At 75.8% G+C, this 18003-nt stretch carries 18 protein-coding genes; 12 read left to right on the forward strand and 6 right to left on the reverse strand.

Annotated elements, in window-relative coordinates:
• The first annotated feature begins 54 nt into the window (after positions 1-54).
• The 4 genes from ACI78Q_RS03835 to ACI78Q_RS03850 all read left to right on the forward strand — a co-directional run bounded on the left by ACI78Q_RS03835 (position 55) and on the right by ACI78Q_RS03850 (position 2786).
• Positions 55-1176, forward strand: coding sequence for an XdhC family protein (locus ACI78Q_RS03835; RefSeq protein ID WP_456921995.1), 1122 nt, complete (start codon positions 55-57; stop codon positions 1174-1176).
• Between the two features lie 49 nt (positions 1177-1225).
• Positions 1226-1489, forward strand: a complete 264-nt coding sequence (locus ACI78Q_RS03840; protein ID WP_456921996.1) for a helix-turn-helix domain-containing protein — start codon at positions 1226-1228, stop codon at positions 1487-1489.
• Positions 1486-2163, forward strand: a complete 678-nt coding sequence (locus ACI78Q_RS03845; RefSeq protein WP_456921997.1) for a ClpP family protease — start codon at positions 1486-1488, stop codon at positions 2161-2163. The genes ACI78Q_RS03840 and ACI78Q_RS03845 overlap by 4 nt, the downstream gene beginning before the upstream one ends.
• A 95-nt stretch (positions 2164-2258) precedes the next feature.
• Positions 2259-2786, forward strand: coding sequence for a molybdenum cofactor biosysynthesis protein (locus tag ACI78Q_RS03850; RefSeq protein ID WP_456921998.1), 528 nt, complete (start codon positions 2259-2261; stop codon positions 2784-2786).
• Here ACI78Q_RS03850 and ACI78Q_RS03855 read toward each other — a convergent pair.
• From ACI78Q_RS03855 to ACI78Q_RS03865, 3 genes are all read right to left on the reverse strand, one after another.
• Entirely contained in the window at positions 2740-3675 is a 936-nt protein-coding gene (locus tag ACI78Q_RS03855; protein ID WP_456921999.1) for a vWA domain-containing protein, read from the reverse strand. The genes ACI78Q_RS03850 and ACI78Q_RS03855 overlap by 47 nt on opposite strands.
• Positions 3676-3797: 122 nt before the next feature.
• Entirely contained in the window at positions 3798-4688 is an 891-nt protein-coding gene (locus tag ACI78Q_RS03860; protein WP_456922000.1) for an AAA family ATPase, read from the reverse strand.
• Positions 4689-4760: 72 nt separating this feature from the next.
• Complete coding sequence (locus tag ACI78Q_RS03865) at positions 4761-5888, reverse strand: NDMA-dependent alcohol dehydrogenase (RefSeq protein WP_456922001.1); 1128 nt, start codon at positions 5886-5888, stop codon at positions 4761-4763.
• A gap of 151 nt (positions 5889-6039) precedes the next feature.
• Here ACI78Q_RS03865 and ACI78Q_RS03870 point away from each other — a divergent pair, with 151 nt between their 5' ends.
• From ACI78Q_RS03870 to ACI78Q_RS03880, 3 genes are all read left to right on the forward strand, one after another.
• Entirely contained in the window at positions 6040-7479 is a 1440-nt protein-coding gene (locus ACI78Q_RS03870) for a bifunctional 3-(3-hydroxy-phenyl)propionate/3-hydroxycinnamic acid hydroxylase (RefSeq protein WP_456922002.1), read from the forward strand.
• Between the two features lie 100 nt (positions 7480-7579).
• Positions 7580-8782, forward strand: coding sequence for a cysteine desulfurase-like protein (locus ACI78Q_RS03875; RefSeq protein WP_456922003.1), 1203 nt, complete (start codon positions 7580-7582; stop codon positions 8780-8782).
• A 241-nt stretch (positions 8783-9023) separates the two neighbouring features.
• Positions 9024-10688 (forward strand): multicopper oxidase family protein, encoded by a 1665-nt coding sequence (locus ACI78Q_RS03880; RefSeq protein ID WP_456922004.1) that lies wholly within the window; start codon positions 9024-9026, stop codon positions 10686-10688.
• A 59-nt stretch (positions 10689-10747) separates the two neighbouring features.
• Here ACI78Q_RS03880 and mftR read toward each other — a convergent pair whose 3' ends face one another.
• On the reverse strand, positions 10748-11341 hold the full coding sequence (gene mftR, locus ACI78Q_RS03885; RefSeq protein ID WP_456922005.1) for a mycofactocin system transcriptional regulator: 594 nt from the start codon (positions 11339-11341) through the stop codon (positions 10748-10750).
• Between the two features lie 186 nt (positions 11342-11527).
• On the opposite strand from mftR, the gene mftA reads away from it, so the two are divergent.
• The 4 genes from mftA to ACI78Q_RS03905 are packed head-to-tail and all read left to right on the forward strand — an operon-like array spanning position 11528 to position 15085.
• Positions 11528-11641 (forward strand): mycofactocin precursor MftA, encoded by a 114-nt coding sequence (gene mftA / locus ACI78Q_RS03890; protein WP_456922006.1) that lies wholly within the window; start codon positions 11528-11530, stop codon positions 11639-11641.
• A 32-nt stretch (positions 11642-11673) separates the two neighbouring features.
• A complete protein-coding gene (gene mftB / locus ACI78Q_RS03895; protein WP_456922007.1) occupies positions 11674-11994 on the forward strand; it encodes a mycofactocin biosynthesis chaperone MftB in 321 nt (106 codons plus the stop codon).
• Positions 11991-13226: a mycofactocin radical SAM maturase gene (mftC, locus tag ACI78Q_RS03900; protein ID WP_456922008.1), complete on the forward strand. Its 1236-nt coding sequence runs from the start codon at positions 11991-11993 to the stop codon at positions 13224-13226. Before mftB ends, mftC begins: the two co-directional genes overlap by 4 nt.
• A 14-nt stretch (positions 13227-13240) precedes the next feature.
• On the forward strand, positions 13241-15085 hold the full coding sequence (locus ACI78Q_RS03905) for a mycofactocin system FadH/OYE family oxidoreductase 1 (RefSeq protein WP_456922069.1): 1845 nt from the start codon (positions 13241-13243) through the stop codon (positions 15083-15085).
• Here the strand turns inward: ACI78Q_RS03905 and ACI78Q_RS03910 are convergent.
• Both ACI78Q_RS03910 and ACI78Q_RS03915 read right to left on the reverse strand, forming a co-directional pair.
• A complete protein-coding gene (locus tag ACI78Q_RS03910; protein ID WP_456922009.1) occupies positions 15082-15561 on the reverse strand; it encodes a pyridoxamine 5'-phosphate oxidase family protein in 480 nt (159 codons plus the stop codon). The genes ACI78Q_RS03905 and ACI78Q_RS03910 overlap by 4 nt on opposite strands.
• A gap of 72 nt (positions 15562-15633) precedes the next feature.
• The gene (locus ACI78Q_RS03915; protein ID WP_456922010.1) at positions 15634-16011 is read right to left on the reverse strand and encodes a YchJ family protein; all 378 of its coding nucleotides are present in this window, start codon (positions 16009-16011) and stop codon (positions 15634-15636) included.
• A 54-nt stretch (positions 16012-16065) separates the two neighbouring features.
• Between ACI78Q_RS03915 and ACI78Q_RS03920 the strand changes: the two genes are divergently transcribed.
• On the forward strand, positions 16066-17997 hold the full coding sequence (locus tag ACI78Q_RS03920) for a mycofactocin system FadH/OYE family oxidoreductase 2 (RefSeq protein ID WP_456922011.1): 1932 nt from the start codon (positions 16066-16068) through the stop codon (positions 17995-17997).
• Positions 17998-18003 lie beyond the last annotated feature (6 nt).

Below are 18003 nucleotides of genomic sequence, written 5' to 3' on the forward strand. Positions count from 1 at the left end.
TGCCACGGTGCAGGTTTCCTGCACTCCCACACTCCACTCGGAGGAGAGGCAGCGATGCGTGACGTGCTCGAGGACCTGGTCGGCTGGTGGCAGGCGGGGGAGACCGTCGGCATGGGCACCGTGGTGGCCACCTGGCGCTCGGCCCCACGGCCGGCGGGCGCGTCCATGCTGGTCGGCCCGGACGGCACCGCCGTGGGCAGCGTCTCCGGCGGCTGCGTCGAGGGCGCGGTCTACGAGGAGGCCAAGGACGTCGTCGAGACCGGCGTCCCGACGCTGGAGCGGTACGGGGTCAGTGACGACGACGCCTTCGCCGTGGGCCTGACCTGCGGCGGCATCCTCGACGTCTTCGTGGAGCGGGTCTCCCGCGAGTCGTTCCCCGAGCTCGGGGAGATCGCCGAGTCCGTGGCCGCGCACGAGCCGGTCGCCGTCGTCACCTGCGTCGCCGGCCCGGAGGACCGGGTGGGCCGGCGGCTGGTCGTCTGGCCCGACCGCGCCTCGGGCACCCTCGGCCTGCAGCGCCTGGACGACGCCGTCGCCGCCGACGCCCGCGGCATGCTCGCCGCCGGCCGGACCGGGATGATGCACGTCGGCCACGACGGCGAGCGGCGCGGCGACGACCTGTCGCTGTTCGTCAACGCCTTCGCCCCGGCGGCCCGGATGGTCGTCTTCGGCGCCATCGACTTCGCCGCCGCCGTGGCCCGGGTGGGGGCGTTCCTCGGCTACCGGGTCACCGTCTGCGACGCCCGCCCGGTGTTCGCCACCCCCAAGCGCTTCCCCGACGCGCACGAGGTCGTCGTGGAGTGGCCGCACCGTTACCTGCAGGCCGAGGTGGACGCCGGCCGCATCGACGAGCGCACCGTGCTGTGCGTACTCACCCACGACCCCAAGTTCGACGTCCCACTGCTGGAGGTCGCGCTGCGGATCCCGGTCGCCTACGTGGGCGCGATGGGTTCCCGGCGCACCCACGAGGAGCGGCTGGCGCGGCTGGAGGAGGCGGGGCTGGCCAAGGAGGAGTTGGCGCGGCTCTCCTCGCCCATCGGGCTGGACCTCGGGGCCCGCACCCCGGAGGAGACGGCGATCTCCATCGCCGCGGAGATCATCGCCGGGCGCTGGGGTGGCTCCGGCGAGCGGCTGACCGGCATCGAGGGCCCGATCCACAAGACCGCCGACCGCTAGACGCCGTCGGGGCTCCCCGCTATAGCGGAACAGGTATACCGTTGCTGGTGTGCCACCGCGCCGCAGCCGGTTCCCGGGCCTGGAGGGCCTCGCCGACCGCCGGCGCGAGCTGATCGAGGAGCTCGTCCGCGCCCGCCGGGAGAGCGACCTCAGCCAGACCGACGTCGCCGCGCGCATGGGGACGTCGCAGTCGGCGGTCGCCCGGCTGGAGAGCGGTGAGCTCGACGCGCGGCTGTCCACGCTGGAGCGCTACGCGGCCGCGCTGGGCCGCACCGTCGACTGGCAGGTCCGACCGTCCGAGGAGCCGTCATGACCCGTGCCACCTGGCCACCCGTGCCGCCCGGTCCTCCCGACCCGCCGTTCCCCCCGCGGACGCCGGAGTGGCCCCGCACCCCCTGGCAGCCGGAGGCGCGGCCGCCGGTGCCCGGCCCCTCGTCGGCGTCGGCCACCGTCGTCCTCGGCGGGGCGGACTGGCTGACCGAGCGACTGCTCGAGCAGCGCGTGATTCCCCTGGCCGGCGAGCTGGACGCCGACGCGGTGAACCAGGCCGTGGCCGAGCTCGCCCTGCTCGACGCCACCGGTGACGGACCGGTCCACCTGCGGTTGTCCGGCGTCGGCGCGGACCTCGACGGCGCCCTCACCCTCGTCGACGCCCTCGACCTCGTGGGCGCGCCCGTGCACGCCACGTCGCTGGGCACCCTCACCGGCCCCGCACTCGCCGTGCTGGCCGTAGCCGACTCCCGGCAGGCCGGGGCGCACGCGAGCTTCCGGCTGGTCGAGCCGCGGGCGCCGCGCGGCGTGCCCGGCCACGAGGTGGAGGCCTGGGCCGCCGAGCACGTGCGGCAGCTGCGCCGGCTGCAGGAGCGGCTGGCCGCCGCGTGCGGTCGTCCGGTCGAGGAGGTCGCCGCCGACATGCGCGCCGGGAGGTTGCTCGACGTCGACGAGGCCCGCGCGTACGGGCTGCTCGACGCCGGGCCGGCCCGCTGACGCCCCTCCCGTACCGCTACGACGTCGAGGTCGTCGCGCTGCTCGCCTCCCCGGTGCACCGCTACGGCGGACGCCCCGGCGGCGGGGTCCCGACGGTGGACGACGACCACCGCGCGGAGATCGCGGTGCGCGCCGGGCACGGGGTGGTGGGTGATCGCTACGCCGGCCGGCCCGCCCACCGCGACGCCCAGCTGACCGTGCTCGCCGTCGAGGGCCTGGAGGCGCTGGCCGCCGAGCTCGGCGTGGCGCCGTTCGACCCGCTGCTGGCCCGGCGCACCGTCGTCCTGCGGGGCGCCGAGGTGGAGGCGCTGCGCGGCCAGGAGTTCGCCCTCGACACCGGCTCGGGGCCGGTGCGGCTGCGCGGGGGCCGGCCGGCGAACCCGTGCGGGTGGATGGACGTCGTCCTCGCGCCCGGGGCGCACCGGGGGCTGCGGGGGCGCGGCGGGGTCCGCTGCGCGACGCTGTCCGACGGCGTGCTGAGGCTCGGGCCGGCCGTCCTCACCTCCACCGTCCCCCTCGACCCGGCCCGCGCGGGGGACGCCGTGGAGCCGGTGCGCCGACCGCGTCGACCGGCCCCTAGCCCAGGACGGCCCGCACCGCGGCCGGGGCCTGCGTCGGCTTGAGCAGCGGGGCGACCCGGCCGTCGCCCGCGGCCGCGAGCGCGGCGCAGTTGGCGACCGACTCCGGGTCGTCCGACAGCGAGAGCACGTGCAGGTGGGCGCCGGCCCGGGCCAGCGCGCCGGCGGCGGGCAGCGGGTCGGGGCTGTCGGTCGGCATGCCGTCGGAGAGCAGCAGCACGTCACGGGCCGCGGCGCGGGAGCGGGCCAGCTGGACGGCGGCGGTGCGCAGGCCGAGGTCGAGGTCGGTGGTGCCACCGCCGTCGAGGTCGAACAGCCGGTCGATGACGACGTCGGTGCGCGGGTCGGTGGACAGCGGCCGCAGCACCACCGCCTGCGACCAGAACGCCACCACGGCCAGCTCGTCGCCCGGCCGCATCCGCTGGGCCAGCGCCGAGGCGGTGAGGACGGCGACCGACAGCTCGTCCCCGGCCACCGAGCCGGAGGCGTCCACCAGCAGCACGCAGGCCCGGCCGGTGGAACGCCAGCCACGGGTGTGCAGGTGCTCGGCCCGCCAGTGCGGTTCCGCGCCCCGGGCGACGAGGGTCGCGTCGAGGTCGATGTCGCTGCCGGTGTCGTCGCGGCGGGTCACCACCCGGCGGGTGCCCGGGCGGTCGGGGACGCCGGCCCGCGGGGTGCCCACCGGCAGCCGGCAGGCCAGGGCGCGGGCGGCCGCGCGCAGCCCGGGGTCGAAGGCCCGGCCCATCGCGGTGAGCAGCCGGTTCGCGGCGTCGGGGTCCCGGGCGGTGAGGTCGGCCATCGCCTCCTCGTCGAGCTCACCGAGCTGCGGGGAGACCTGCCGGAAGTCCGGGTGCGCCCGGGCCAGCTCGTCGCGGCCGGCCTTGCGCGCGGCGTGCTGCTTGAGCACCTGCTCGACGTCGTCGGGGTCCTCCACCGGCGTGGGCTGCGGCGGCCGGCGTCCGGGTGGGTCGTGCAGGCCGCCCGGCCCCGGCGGGGGTGGTGGCGGCGGATCGGCCGGGTCGGCCGCGTCGGCGGGGTCGCCCGGCTCCTCGGGCGTCAGTCTTTTCCCAGCTCCTCACCCGCCCGGCGCCAGATGTCGGCGACGACGTCCTCCACCGCGCGGGCGGTGCCGTCGGCGAGGGTGACCTTGCCGGTGAGGGCGGCCAGGGCGGCGTCCAGGCCGGTGGACTCCTCGATGCCCTCGTGCCCGCGGACGGTCGCCAGCTCCAGCGCGATGAGCACGGTGTCGATGGCGCCGCGCACCGAGGAGCCGATCCGCAGCTCGGGGTGGTCGCGGGTGATCCGGACGGTCCGCACCGCCTGGGCGACCAGGGGCGCGGGTCCGTCGGTGGCGGTCGTGACGACGGAGAGCTCGGCCTCCTCGTCCTGGTAGCCCATCGCCACCCGGCAGGAGCGGTCGTAGAGCGCGGGGGTGACCCGTGCCGTGCCGACGGCGTCGAACGGGTTCATCGCCGCGACCAGCCGGAACGTCGGACGGGCGCTCACCCGCCCGAACCGTGGCACGTGCATCTCGCGCTCGGAGAGGACGCCGAGGAGGACGTTCATCGTCTCCTCGGGCACCCGGTTGAACTCCTCGACGTAGAGGATCGCGCCGTCGGTCATCGCGCGGGTGAGCGGCCCGGGCACGAAGTTCTCGGCGCGGTAGTCCTCGGTGAGCACCCGCGAGGCGTCGTGGTGGCCGACCAGCCGGGTCGGGGTGAGCTCGGCATTGCCCTCCACCAGCACCAGCGGGACGCCGGCGCCGTCGGCCAGCGAGCGCAGCAGGGTCGTCTTGCCGGTGCCGGGCGGGCCCTCCAGCAGGACGTTGCGTCCGGCCGACAGCGCGGCGGCGACGACCTCGGCCTCGCGCAGGCGGGCGACCACCCGCTCACGGGCGACCCGGACCATGCCGGTCACGTCGAGCCGCCGGGCGGTGGTGGTGCTCACGGTTCTCCTCGTGGGGTGGGTGACGCGCGACCGGGGCGCTCCCCGCAGGGAGCGCCCCGGTGTGTTCCGTCCTCAGTCGTGGATGATCACGCCGCGGATGTTCTTGCCGTTGTGCATGTCCTCGTAGCCCTGGTTGATGTCGTCGAGCTTGTACCGGGTGGTGATCAGCTCGTCGAGCTTGAGCTTCCCCTCCTGGTAGAGGCGGAGCATCTTCAGCATGTCGGCGCTGGGGTTCTGGTCGCCGAACAGGGCGCCGCGGATCTCCTTGGTGAACAGCGCCAGCATGCTCGGGTTGATCGGGATGCCCACGTCGGTGAGGTCGCCGAGCCCGGTGATGACGACGCGGCCGCCCTTGCCGATCGCGTCGAACGCCTGGGCGACGTGCTCGCCCTTCAGGATGCCGACGGTGACCAGCGCCTTGTCCGCGCCCTGGCCGTTGGTGACGCTGCGCGCGAAGTCGGCGGCCTCCTCGATGCTGCCGAAGGCGTGCGTCGCACCGAACTCCTGGGCCTTCTCCCGCTTGAACGCCACCGGGTCGACGGCGATGACGTGGCTCGCCCCGGCGTGCGAGGCACCCTGGACCGCGTTGATGCCGATGCCGCCGATGCCCATGACGATCACCGTGTCGCCGGCCTTCACCTCGCCGGCCTGCACCGCGGTGCCCCAGCCGGTGCCGACGCCGCAGCCGACGAGGCAGGCGACCTCCAGCGGGATGTCGTCGGGGATCTTCACCGTCGAGCGGACGTCGACCGTCGTCACCTCGGCGAAGGTGCCCAGGCCGCACATCTGGCCGACCGCCGTGCCGTCGGAGGTCTGGATGCGGAAGCTCTCCGCGTCGTCCCAGCGCGAGCCGATCAGCAGGTTGGCGCCGGAGTCGCAGATGTACTGCTGACCGTTCGCGCAGTAGCGGCAGCGGCCGCAGCCGGGCAGGAACGAGAAGACGACGTGGTCGCCCTCCTTGAACCCGGGCGTGCCGGGGCCGACGGCGGTGACGACGCCGGCTCCCTCGTGGCCGCCGAGGAACGGGTAGTGGCCGACCTGCATGTCGCCGGTGGCGATGTGGTCGTCGGAGTGGCACAGGCCGGACGCCGCGACCTTGACCTGGAGTTCGCCCTGGCGCGGGTCGTCCGCGACCAGGTCGGTGACCTCCCACTTGCCAGGAGCGGAGCGCAGGATCGCGCCGCGGGTGTTCACGGGCACAGTGACCTCCTCGTCGCCCTCGTCGTCGAGGGCACTCGCGCATGCACGACGCATGACCGTGACCGGCACGTTATGGCGTGGCTCACACCAAGGGGAAGGGAGGTGCAACGTTTCCGCTACCCCGACTTCCGCCCGCTGGGAGAGTGGCGCCGTGACAGGCGGGCCGGTGGTCGTCGTCGGCGCCGGCCCGGTGGGTCTGACCGCGGCGCTGCTGCTGGCCCGCCGCGGGCTGCCGGTCGTCGTCCTCGAGCGGCAGCCGGCGCCCTACGCCCGGCCGCGCGCGGTGCACCTGGACGACGAGGCGCTGCGGGCGCTGTCCGACGCGGGGGTCGCCGAGGCGTTCCTGCAGCTCAGCCGGCCGATGAGCGGGCTGCGGCTGCTCGACGGCCGGCTGCGCACCCTCGCGGAGTTCCGCCGCTCGCCGTCCGCCGGGGCGCACGGCTGGCCGCAGGGGTCGATGTTCCACCAGCCCGACCTGGAGGAGGTGCTGCTGGCCGCCGTCCGGGCGACGCCGGGGATCACCCTGCGCACCGGTGCGGAGGTGGTGGGCCTGACCGGGGACGGCGGCGTCACCGTGCGCGACCGGGCCGGCGGCGCGCCGTCGGAGGTGACCGCGGCCGCGGTGCTCGGCTGCGACGGCGCCAACAGCACGGTGCGCCGGCTCATCGGGGCCGCCATGCGGGACCTCGGCCCGGCCGACCGCTGGCTCGTGGCCGACCTCCGCTCGGCCACCCCGCTGCCGGTCTGGCCGGGCGTGCACCAGGTCTGCGACCCGCACCGGCCGGCGACGTTCATGCCGGTCGCCGGCGACCGCTACCGCTGGGAGTTCCGGATGCGGCCGGGAGAGACCCGGGAGGGGCTGGCGGCACGGCTGCCGGAGCTGCTGGCGCCCGCGGGCGCCGACGGCGCGGAGGTGGTGCGCGTGGCCGAGTACGTCTACCGGGCGCAGGTCGCCGACCGCTGGCGGGCCGGCCGGGTCCTGCTGGCCGGGGACGCCGCCCACCTCACCCCGCCCTTCATCGGCCAGGGGCTGGGCCTGGGGCTGCGCGACGTCCACCAGCTGACCTGGAAGCTCGCCGCGGTGCTCACCGACGGGGCCCGGGACCGGCTGCTCGACACCCACCAGGCCGAGCGTGCGCCGCACGCCCGGGCGATGGTGCGGCTGGCGGTCCTCGTCGGCCGGCTCATGACCGGCGGCGGCGCCGGCGGCGCGGTGCTGCGGCGGGCGGTGCTGGCGGCGGTCGGGCGCGTGCCGGCGGTCGCCGGCTTCGCCACCGACAGCCGCACCCCGCCGCTGCGCCGCGGTCCGCTGGTCACCCGCCGCGCGCGACCCGGGCGGCGGCTGGCCGGCACGCTGCTGCCGCGCGCCCCGGTGGACGCCGGCGGCCGACGGTGCCCGGTGGACGACGTCCTGGGCCCGGGGACGGCGCGGCTGCGGCTGCTGGCCCCCGGGCGGGTGGCGGTGCGTCCGGCGGGCGGTCCGGAGGTCGTGGTGGCCGACGTCGACGGCGTCCTCACCGCCTGGCTGCGACGGGCGCGGGCGACCACCGTCGTCGTCCGCCCGGACCGGATCGTCCGCTCCGCCCGGTGACCGCGGGATGTGCACACGACGTGGTCTCCGGCCGCTCGGGACCACGGTGTGTGCACACACCGTCCGGCGGTCGACGGCGCCCGACCGGCATGCTGGCGCGGTGAGCTACGACGTCGACGCCGTCCGCGCCTGCTTCCCCGCCCTCCGTGCCGGCACCGCGCATTTCGACGGGCCGGGCGGCTCGCAGGTCCCCGAGTCGGTGGCCGCGGCGGTCTCGGCCACCCTGACCGCGCCGATCGCCAACCGCGGACGGGTGACGCAGGCCGAGCGGAACGCCGACGACGTGGTCCTGGGTGCGCGCCGGGCGGTGGCGGACCTGGTCGCGGGCGACCCCGGCGGGGTGGTCTTCGGCCGCAGCGCGACGCAGCTGACCTACGACCTCTCCCGCGTGCTGTCGGCCGGCTGGGCCGGGGGCGACGAGGTGGTGGTGACCCGGCTGGACCACGACGCCAACGTGCGGCCGTGGGTGCAGGCGGCGCAGGCGCGCGGGGCGACGGTGCGGTGGGCGGAGTTCGACCCGGCCACCGGCGAGCTGGCCCCGGAGGCCGTCGCCGCCGTCCTCTCCGACCGCACGCGGCTGGTCGCGGTCACCGGCGCGTCCAACCTCATCGGCACGCGGCCGGACGTCGCTGCGATCACCGCCCTCGCGCACGAGGCGGGGGCGCTCACGTACGTCGACGGAGTGCACCTCACCGCGCACTCCGCGGTCGACGTCACCGCCCTCGGCGCGGACTTCTTCGCCTGCTCCCCGTACAAGTTCCTGGGCCCGCACTGCGGCTGCGTCGTCGCCGCGCCCGCGCTGCTGGAGACGCTGCGCCCGGACAAGTTGCTGCCCTCCACCGACGTCGTCCCGGAGCGGTTCGAGCTCGGCACGCTGCCCTACGAGCTGCTCGCCGGCACCACCGCGGCGGTCGACTTCCTGGCCGGACTCGGGGGGCCGGAGGGGAACCGGCGGGCCCGGCTCGAGGCGGGGATGGCCGCGCTGGAGGAGCACGAGGACCGGCTGCGCGAGCGCATCGAGGACGGGGTGGGGGCGCTGCCCGGCGTCACGCTGCGGTCGCGGGCGCGGCACCGCACGCCCACCCTGCTCATGACCTTCGCGGGGCGGGACGCCGCCGACGCGTACCGGTTCCTCGCCGAGCGCGGGGTCAACGCGCCGGCCGGCTCGTTCTACGCGATCGAGGCCTCCCGGTGGCTCGGGCTGGGTGACACCGGCGGCCTGCGCGTGGGCCTGGCGCCCTACAACGACGACACGGACGTCGACCGGCTGCTGGCCGGGCTGGAGGAGTGGCTCGCCGGCTGACCGCCGCGGCGCCAGCCGGCGCCGGCCGCGGGTGGAGCCGGCTGGGAGCCGCGTGGGAGCCCGCTGTGATCAGCCGTCAGGCACCGGTGCTCCACGATCGGTGAGGGCGCGGCGCGCCGCGGGGGGCGGACCCCCAGGACAGGGCGGTGGACCCGCCCCACCTCACGGGTGTCGTTGGGCTGTGCAACGAGCGGAGTCTCCTCGCCGCCCACCCGTTCGGGGGACGCCAGAAGGAGCACTCGTGTCCGCCAACCTCACCCGCCGCGACGCCCTCAAGGTCGGCGCGTTCGGCGCCGCCGCCCTGTCCCTGCCGTTCATCCCGGTGCTCAGCGCGAAGTCCGTGTCGCAGCTGGCCGCCAGCAAGCTGCCCAAGCCCTACACGCTGCCGTTCAGGACGCCGCCGGTGGCGCAGGCGCGGTCCAACCCCGCCCATCCGGGCGCGGCGTTCTACCGGATCGAGCAGCGGCTGCTCACCCCGGAGATCATCCCCGGCTACAAGACGCCGGTCTTCGGCTACTTCGACACCATCGGCGGTGCCGGCGGTACGCCCGGGCCGACGATCCGCGTGCAGCAGGGCCAGACCGCCGTCGTCCGGCAGGCCAACAAGCTGCCGGAGACTCACCCCGCGATGAAGTACCGCGACTGGACCTCCACCCACCTGCACGGCTCTCCGTCGCGGCCGCAGTACGACGGCTACGCCAGCGACATGACGCAGCCGGGGGAGTGGAAGGACTACGTCTACGAGAACCGGATGAGCGCCCGCACGCTCTGGTACCACGACCACGGCGTGCACCACACGGCCGAGAACGCCTACATGGGCCTGGCCGCCATGTACGTCAGCACCGACCCCGTCGAGCGGGCACTCCCCCTGCCCAAGGGCGAGTTCGACGTCCCGCTGGTGCTCGGCGACAAGGCGTTCACCTCGAACGGCGCGCTGCTGTTCGACGACAACAGCCACTCGTCGACCTTCGGTGACGTCGTCCTCGTCAACGGCGTCCCGTGGCCGAACATGCAGGTCAAGCGGCGTAAGTACCGGTTCCGGATCCTCAACGCCTCCATCTCGCGCGGCTTCCGGCTGGCCCTGAGCGACGGCTCGCCGATGACCGTCATCGGCACCGACGGCGGCCTGATGCCGGCGCCGCAGACCGTCAAGGGCTTCCGCATCGGCATGGCCGAGCGCTACGAGGTGGTCATCGACTTCGCCAAGTACACGAAGGGGGCGAAGGTCCAGCTCAGGAACCTGGGCGTGCCCAACGCCACGGACTACGACAACACCGACAAGGTCATGCAGTTCGAGGTCCTCGAGGACACCGGCCCGACGACGGACAACGCCGTCCCCGACCTGCTCGACCCCACCGCCGCCCGCGGCGTGATGAGCCTGACGACCCAGGGCGCCATCAAGCGCACGATGCGCCTGGAGCGCAGCAACGGGGAGTGGGAGATCAGCGGCGTCACCTGGAAGGACATCGAGGACTCCGGGTTCACGCTGGAGTTCGCCAACCCGCAGCCCGGCGCCACCGAGCTGTGGACCATCGAGAACAGCTCCGGCGGCTGGTTCCACCCGTTGCACATCCACCTCGTGGACTTCCAGATCGTCGCCCGCAACGGGGCCCCGCCGCCGGCGCACGAGCGCGGCCCCAAGGACGTCGTCTACACCGGGGAGAACGAGAAGGTGGACCTGCTCATGCGGTTCCACCCCGCGGGCGACCCGAACTCCCACGACGCCGCCAGCCGGCCGGAGGAGCTCACCTACCCCGCCGACCACGGGCGGTACATGGTCCACTGCCACAACCTCACGCACGAGGACCACGACATGATGACCCAGTTCTGCGTGGGCGAGGACACGGCGGACGTCGACCCCATCAAGGCCGCGGCAGCGACCAGGGACGCCGAGCCGGACGACTGAGCGGGGGGCGGCCCCTGCTCCGCGCCGGGGCCGCCCGCCGTTCCACGTGGAACGGGCGGTCAGGCGGAGCGCAGGGTGGGGAAGCCGGCGGCGAGCTGGTCGAACGCCGCGTGCAGCTCGTCGCCGAGGGACGTCGTCCCGTCGGCCAGCCACACCTCGAACGCCGTCGTCGCGGCCGCGCGGGTCGTGGTGGCCACCAGCCGGGGGAGCAGCATGTCGGGCCGCTCCCCGGTACGGCGGGCGACGTACTCGGCCACCACCCGGTCGACGTCGGCGTAGCGCACCTGGGAGTGGGCCTGCAGCGCCGGCTCGCCCAGGATCAGGGCCATCCGCCGGCGCAGCATCGGCAGGTCGGCTGTGGAGTAGTCGTTGACCTCGACGTAGGCGGCGCAGATCGAGGCGAGCACCGGCTGGTCGGCCCGGGCGGTCGCCAGCAGCTGGTCGAGCCGCTCGACGTGGGAGGCGAAGTCGCCCCAGACCGCGTCGGCCTTGGTGGCGAAGTAGCGGAAGAACGTCCGGCGGCTGATCCCGGCCGCGTCGGCGATCTCGTCGGTGGTGACCTGCTCGAACCCGGTGCGGGCGAACAGGTCGAGGGCGGCCTCCTCGATCCGGGCACGGGTGTCCGCGCGCGCGTCGGGCAGGACGGAGGTCACGGGGTCCATCTTGCGGCACCGGGGCGCTCTCCCGGCCCGTCTCCGCGCCGCGTCCCCGGACGGGGCGACCGGGATGGCGCGCCGGCGCGCTGACCTGCGGGCCGCGGCCGACCCCCGGTGTTGCCCGTGGCACTGGGTGTCACTAACGTCCACGCCACGTTCGTAACCCCGATCACAGGAGGCACCGTGCCCGAGAACACCGACACCCAGGCAGCCGAGGCGCCCGCCGCCGAGGAGACCCTGGTCGAGGAGTCGCTCGTCGAGGAGGTCTCCATCGACGGCATGTGCGGGGTGTACTGATCGACGTCCCCGTCGCGGCGCCGGCTGACCCGATGAGCGACGCCGGCGCCGCTCCGCCGCCGGGCTCCGGCGCCCCCGCGTTCGACCCGTCGCTGCCGTGGCGCCGGGCCCGCTCGGTGGCCCTGCGCCCCGAGCCGTTCGGCGCGCTCGTCTACCACTTCGGCAACCGGAAGCTGTCGTTCCTCAAGTCGAAGACGCTGGTCACCGTCGTCGAGACGCTGGCCGACCACCCCAGCGCCGAGGCCACCCTCGTCGCGTGCGGGGTGCCCGAGGCGCAGCGGCCCGCCTACGTCAAGGCGCTGGCCGACCTCGCCCGTTCGCAGATGATCGAAGTACGGGAGACCTCTGCATGACCGCCGTCCTGCCGCCCCGCGCGCCCGCCCCCGAACGCCCCGTCGGCGGCCGGCTGATCGACCAGTTCGAGTACGGGCTGGACGCGCCGATCTGCCTCACCTGGGAGCTCACCTACGCGTGCAACCTGGCGTGCGCGCACTGCCTGTCCTCCTCGGGACGGCGGGACCCCCGCGAGCTGTCCACCGCCGAGGCCGAGGCGGTCATCGACGAGCTCCAGCGGATGCAGGTCTTCTACGTCAACGTCGGCGGCGGCGAGCCCACCGTCCGGCCGGACTTCTGGCACCTGCTCGACTACGCCATCGGCCACGACGTCGGCGTCAAGTTCTCCACCAACGGCGTGAAGCTGGACAAGACCCGCGCCGCGCAGCTGGCCCGCACCGACTACGTCGACGTGCAGATCTCCCTGGACGGCGCGACCGCCGAGGTCAACGACCGCGTCCGCGGCACCGGCTCGTACGCCACCGCGATCCGCGCGTTGGAGAACCTGGCCGAGGCCGGGATGAAGGACTTCAAGGTCTCCGTCGTCGTCACCCGCGAGAACGCCGGGCAGCTCGACCAGTTCAAGGCCCTGACCGACTCCTTCGGCGCCCAGCTGCGGATCACGCGGCTGCGCCCGTCCGGCCGCGGCGCCGACGTCTGGGACGAGCTGCACCCCACCCAGCAGCAGCAGAAGGAGCTCTACCACTGGCTGCTGGCCAACGGCGACAACGTCCTGACCGGTGACTCCTTCTTCCACCTGTCGGCGTTCGGCGAGGCCCTGCCCGGGCTGAACCTGTGCGGCGCGGGCCGGGTCGTGTGCCTGATCGACCCGGTGGGCGACGTCTACGCCTGCCCGTTCGCGATCCACGAGAACTTCCTCGCCGGCAACGTCCGCGACGAGGGCGGCTTCCAGCGGGTGTGGCAGCAGTCGGAGCTCTTCACCGACCTGCGCAGCCCGCAGACCGGCGGCGCCTGCACCAAGTGCGCGCACTTCGACGCCTGCCGGGGCGGCTGCATGGCGGCGAAGTTCTTCACCGGTCTGCCGCTGGACGGCCCCGACCCCGAGTGCGTGCAGGGCTACGGCGAGACCGCCCTGGCCGCGCGCGACCTCGACCTGGTCACGCCGAAGAGCCACATCGACCACTCGCACAAGGGTCCGGTGCGCGGCCAGCCGACGCTGCTGGGCATGCCGAGCATCCCGCCGGCGAAGATCTGCGACGAGTCGCCGCTGGCCGGGCTCGACCTGCGCTGAGGCTCCTCGAGCCGCTGGTCCTGGCGGGCCGGACGGCGCCCTCCCGGGTGCTGTTCGGCCCGCACGAGACCAACCTGGGCCGCGGGCGTGCCCTCTCGGACCGGCACGCCGCGTACTACGGCCGCCGGGCCGCCGGAGGCTGCGGGATCGTCGTCACCGAGACCGCGTCGGTGCACGCGGACGACTGGCCCTACGAGCGCAGCCCGCTGGCCGCCGACAGCGGCCCCGGCTGGGCCGCCGTCGTCGCCGCCTGCCGGCCCTCCGGCGCGCTCGTCCTGGCCGGGCTCGGGCACACCGGGGCGCAGGGCACGAGCGCGCACACCCGGGCGGCGGTCTGGGGGCCGTCCGCCGTCCCCGACGTCGTCACCCGCGAGGTCCCGGCGGAGCTGGAGCCGGACGGGATCGCCGCCGCCGTCGCCGGCTTCCGGGCGGCCGCCCGCACCGCGGTCGCCGCGGACCTCGACGGCGTGGAGGTCGACGCCGGCCCGCGCGCGCTCCTGCGCCAGTTCGCCTCCGGCCTCACCAACACCCGCAGCGACGGCTACGGCACCGACCGGCTGCGGCTGCTGCACGAGGTGCTCGCCGCCGTCCGCGCGGAACTCGGACCCGGCCGCGTGCTGGGGCTGCGGCTGTCCTGCGACGAGCAGGCACCGTGGGCCGGCATCACGCCGGAGACCGCGGTGGTCGCCGTCGCCGAGCTGGCCCCGGTGGTCGACCTGCTGGTCGTCGTCCGGGGCAGCGGCCTGGCGCCCTCGGCGTACCGGCCCGACGGGCACACCGCACCCGGGTTCAACACCGCGCTCACCCGGGCGGTGCGATCCGCGGCGGGGGGCACGCCGGTGGTGCTCCAGGGATCCGTGGTGGACGTCGCCGCCGCCGAGGCCGCACTCGCCGACGGGACCGCGGACGCCGTGGAGATGACCCGCGCGCAGATCGCCGACGCTGACCTGGTCGCCAAGACGCGGGCCGGCGTCCCGGTGCGCCCGTGCACGCTGTGCAACCAGGCCTGCCAGGTGCTCGACGTCCGCAACCCGCCGGTCAGCTGCGTGGCCGACCCGTCCAGCGGACACGAGACCGAGGAGCCGGCCGGGGTGCCGTCCGGTGCCGGCCGGCGCGTGACCGTCGTGGGCGGCGGCCCCGCGGGGCTGGAGGCGGCCCGCGTGCTGGCCGGTGCCGGGGCCGACGTCCGGCTGGTCGAGCGGTCCGGCCGGCTCGGCGGTGCGCTGCCGCTGGTCGCCGCGCTGCCGGGCCGGGCGCGCTTCGCCGACCTCGCCGGCTGGCTGGAGCGGGAGGTGCGGCGGCTCGGGGTGCGCGTCGAGCTCGGGGCCGCCGCGGACGCCGGGGACGTCGTCGCCACCGGCGCCCGGCCCCGCCCACCGGCGTTCGCCGTCGCGGACGGCGCGTGCGTGCTGCCCGCCGCCGACGTCCTGTCCGGGCGGGCCGTTCCCCCTGGGCCGGTCATCGTGCATGATCCCGCCGGCGGGCCGGCCGGCACGGGGGCGGCCGAGCTGCTCGCCGCCGCCGGCCGTGAGGTCACGGTGGTCACCCCGGACGAGGTCGTGGGGGTCCGGCTCGCCGGTGACCTCGCGCCGGCCAACACGCGGCTGCTGAGGGCCGGCGTGCGCCGGGAGACCGGCTGCGTGCTCCGGGCGGTCGAGGACGGCGCGGCGGTGCTCGCCGACCGCTGGACCGGCGCCGAACGCCGCCTGCCCTGCGCCGTCGTGGTCGACGCCGCGCCCCTGCTGCCCGGCGCCGTGCCGGGCGCCGCGGTGGGGGCGGGGGACGTCGTCGCGCCGCGCACCGTGCTCGAGGCGGTGCTCGAGGGCCGGCGCGCGGCGCGGGCGGTGCTGGGGGCCTAGAGGTCGACCTTGGCGCTGTCGCCGGCCTCGATCCGCTGCCCGGTGGCCTTGGCCTTCACGAAGCTGAACGCGGTCGCCAGCCGGCCGCCCGGGGCGTCCCAGTACTCCGCGGAGTCGGCGTCGACCCGGACCAGCACGGACGTCGGGTCCTCGGGCCCCTGGGGCAGCCACGCCTCGACGCCGCTGTTCCAGAGCTCCTTCTTCTTCGCCACGTCGTCCACCACCGAGGCGTGCCCGGTGAGGGACACCCAGGTGCCGCCCGACCCGACGCCGACGTTGACCTGCGGGGAGGCGGCGACGTGCGCCAGCCACTCGGTGCCCCGCTCGGCGAAGAACCACAGGTCGCCGTCGAACTCGACCTCCTGCAGCGTCATGGGGCGGCTGGTGAGCTTGCCCTCGGGCGTGACGGTGGTGAGGAAGCCGAACCGCTCCCCCTTGATGAGCTCGGCGACCTTCCGGGTGTCCTCGGTGGTCATGACGTCCTCTCGTCGTGCGCGATCAGATGACGCCCACCTCCTGCCCACCGCGCCGGTCGCCGACACCCGGCGTCACACCGCGTCGACGTACCGCCAGGCCCCGTCCTCGCGGACGAACCGGCTGACCTCGTGCTGGCTGCCGGTCTGCCCGTCGTGCCGGTACCAGGCGCGGAACTCCACGGTCCCCTCGCGCGCCAGCAGCCCGCCGCCGGTGCCGCCGATCACGTCCAGACCGGTCCAGCGCACCGACGGGTGCAGCTCCAGCGACGCCGGGCGCGTCGTCGGGTGCCAGGTCGCCAGCAGGTAGTCGGCGTCCCCGACCACGAAGGCGCTGTACCGCGAGCGCATGAGCTGCTCCGCGGTGCCCGCCGCGGTCGTCCCGTCGTGCAGCGGGCCGCAGCACTCGGCGTAGGGGAGCCCGGTTCCGCAGGGACAGCGTCGGGGAGCCATGCGCAAGAGTGTCCCGGGACCCGGAGGTGCCGGGGCACGCGGAACGGAGGGGACGTGGCGTTCGAGCGGCTGGCTGCCCCGCTGCGCGTGGGGCCGGTGACGCTGCCCAACCGGGTCGTCTTCCCCGCCCATCTGACGAACTTCGCGGTCGACGGGCTGCCCACCGAGCGGCACGCCGCCTACTACGCGGCGCGGGCGGCGGGCGGCGCCGGGCTGGTGGTCACCGAGGAGTCGACCGTCGACCCCGCCGACCGGCCCTACGAGAAGCTGGTCCGGGGGTGCGACCCGGCAGTGCTGCCCGGTTGGCGGCGGGTCATCGATGCCGTCCACGCGCACGGGGTGCCGGTGTTCGCCCAGCTCAACCACAACGGCGGGCAGTCCGACGCGACGCACACGCGGGCACCGCTGGTCGCGCCGTCCCCCGTGTCCGACCCGCTGTTCCGCGAGGTGCCGCGGGAGGCCACCGCCGCCGACATCGCCCGGCTGGTGGCCGGCTACGCCGACGTCGCCGCCCGCTGCGCCGGGGGCGGGTTCGACGGCGTGGAGGTGCAGGCCTCGCAGTCCTCGCTGGCCCGCCAGTTCCTCTCCCGCGCGACCAACCGGCGCACCGACGGCTACGGCGGCCCGCTGGAGCACCGCGCCCGCTTCCTCGTCGAGGTGCTCACCGCCGTCCGGGAGGCGCTCGGGCCGGGCCGCGCGCTGGGCGTGCGCCTGGCCGGCGAGGAGGGGGTGGACGACGGGACGACGACCGCCGAGGCCGCCGCCACCGCCCGGCTGCTGGGCGAGCGCGGCCTGGTCGACTACGTGAGCACGACGGTCGGCGTCGCGACGGCGACCCTGGAGCGGGTCATCCCGCCGATGACCACGGCGCCCGGCTACGCCCGGCCTCTCGCCGCCGCGATCCGCGCCGCCGCGGGCGTGCCCGTCATCGGCGTCGGCCGGTTCCTCGCCCCGGAGCAGGCCGAGCGCGCCCTGGCCGACGGCGACTGCGACCTCGTGGGCGTGGCCCGGGGGCAGATCGCCGACCCGGAGTTCGCGGGCAAGGCGCTCACCGGGCGGGCCGCGGAGATCCGCACCTGCCTGGGCTGCAACCAGGAGTGCGTGGGCCGGGTGGGCCTCAACCGGCCGCTGGGCTGCGTGACCAACCCGCGGGCCGGCCGGGAGGCGCCGCTGCCCGTGCCGGTGCGCCGCCGGCGGGTGCTGGTGGTCGGGGGTGGGCCGGCCGGGCTCCGCGCGGCGGCCACCGCCGCGCAGCGCGGGCACGCGGTCACCCTGCTCGAGCAGGGGCCGGCCACCGGGGGCGCGGTCCTGCTCGCGGCGTCCGCCCCCGGCCGGGACGGGCTGCGGCCGCTCGTGGACGACCTGGCCGCGGAGTGCGCGCGGGCCGGCGTGGAGGTCCGCACCGGGGTCCGGGCCACCGCGGCGATGGTGGCGGCCGAGGCGCCCGATGCCGTCGTCCTCGCCACCGGCGCCCGCCCGGCCCGGCCGGCGTGGGCGGGGAGCGACGAGCGCGTGGTCGACGTCCGGGACGTGCTGTCCGGCCGGGTCCAGCCGGCCGGCGACGTGCTCGTCGTCGACGACCTGGGCACGGCCGCGGCGCCGTCGGTCGCCGAGTTGCTGGCCGAGCGGGGCTGCGCGGTGGAGGTGGTGACGGCGGGGATGGTCGTCGGGCAGGACCTGGGCCTCACGCTGGACACGCCCCGCTGGCGGCGGCGCGCGGCGGAGCTCCGCATCCGGCTGGACACCGACCTGGTCGTCGAGGGCGTCGAGGGGCCGGTCGTGCGGCTGCTGCACCACCCGACCGGCGTGCCGGAGCAACGCAGGGTCGACCACGTGGTGGTCGCGACCTCCGGCCGGGCCGACGACGGGCTGTGGCGCGACCTGGCCGGCAGCGGGCTGGAGGTGCACCGGGTCGGCGACTGCCTCGCCCCGCGCCGGGCCTCGGCGGCCACCCTGGACGGCGAGCGGGTCGGCGCGGCGCTCTGACCGCCC

The organism is Geodermatophilus sp. SYSU D00705 (assembly GCF_054050135.1).

Excerpts from the sequence above, each read along its gene's own strand:
- ACI78Q_RS03910 (WP_456922009.1), bottom strand. The coding sequence starts at position 15,561 with ATGACCACCGAGGACACCCGGAAGGTCGCCGAGCTCATCAAGGGGGAG.
- ACI78Q_RS03845 (WP_456921997.1), top strand. The coding sequence starts at position 1,486 with ATGACCCGTGCCACCTGGCCACCCGTGCCGCCCGGTCCTCCCGACCCG.
- ACI78Q_RS03915 (WP_456922010.1), bottom strand. The coding sequence starts at position 16,011 with ATGGCTCCCCGACGCTGTCCCTGCGGAACCGGGCTCCCCTACGCCGAG.
- mftC (WP_456922008.1), top strand. The coding sequence starts at position 11,991 with ATGACCGCCGTCCTGCCGCCCCGCGCGCCCGCCCCCGAACGCCCCGTC.
- mftB (WP_456922007.1), top strand. The coding sequence starts at position 11,674 with ATGAGCGACGCCGGCGCCGCTCCGCCGCCGGGCTCCGGCGCCCCCGCG.
- ACI78Q_RS03835 (WP_456921995.1), top strand. The coding sequence starts at position 55 with ATGCGTGACGTGCTCGAGGACCTGGTCGGCTGGTGGCAGGCGGGGGAG.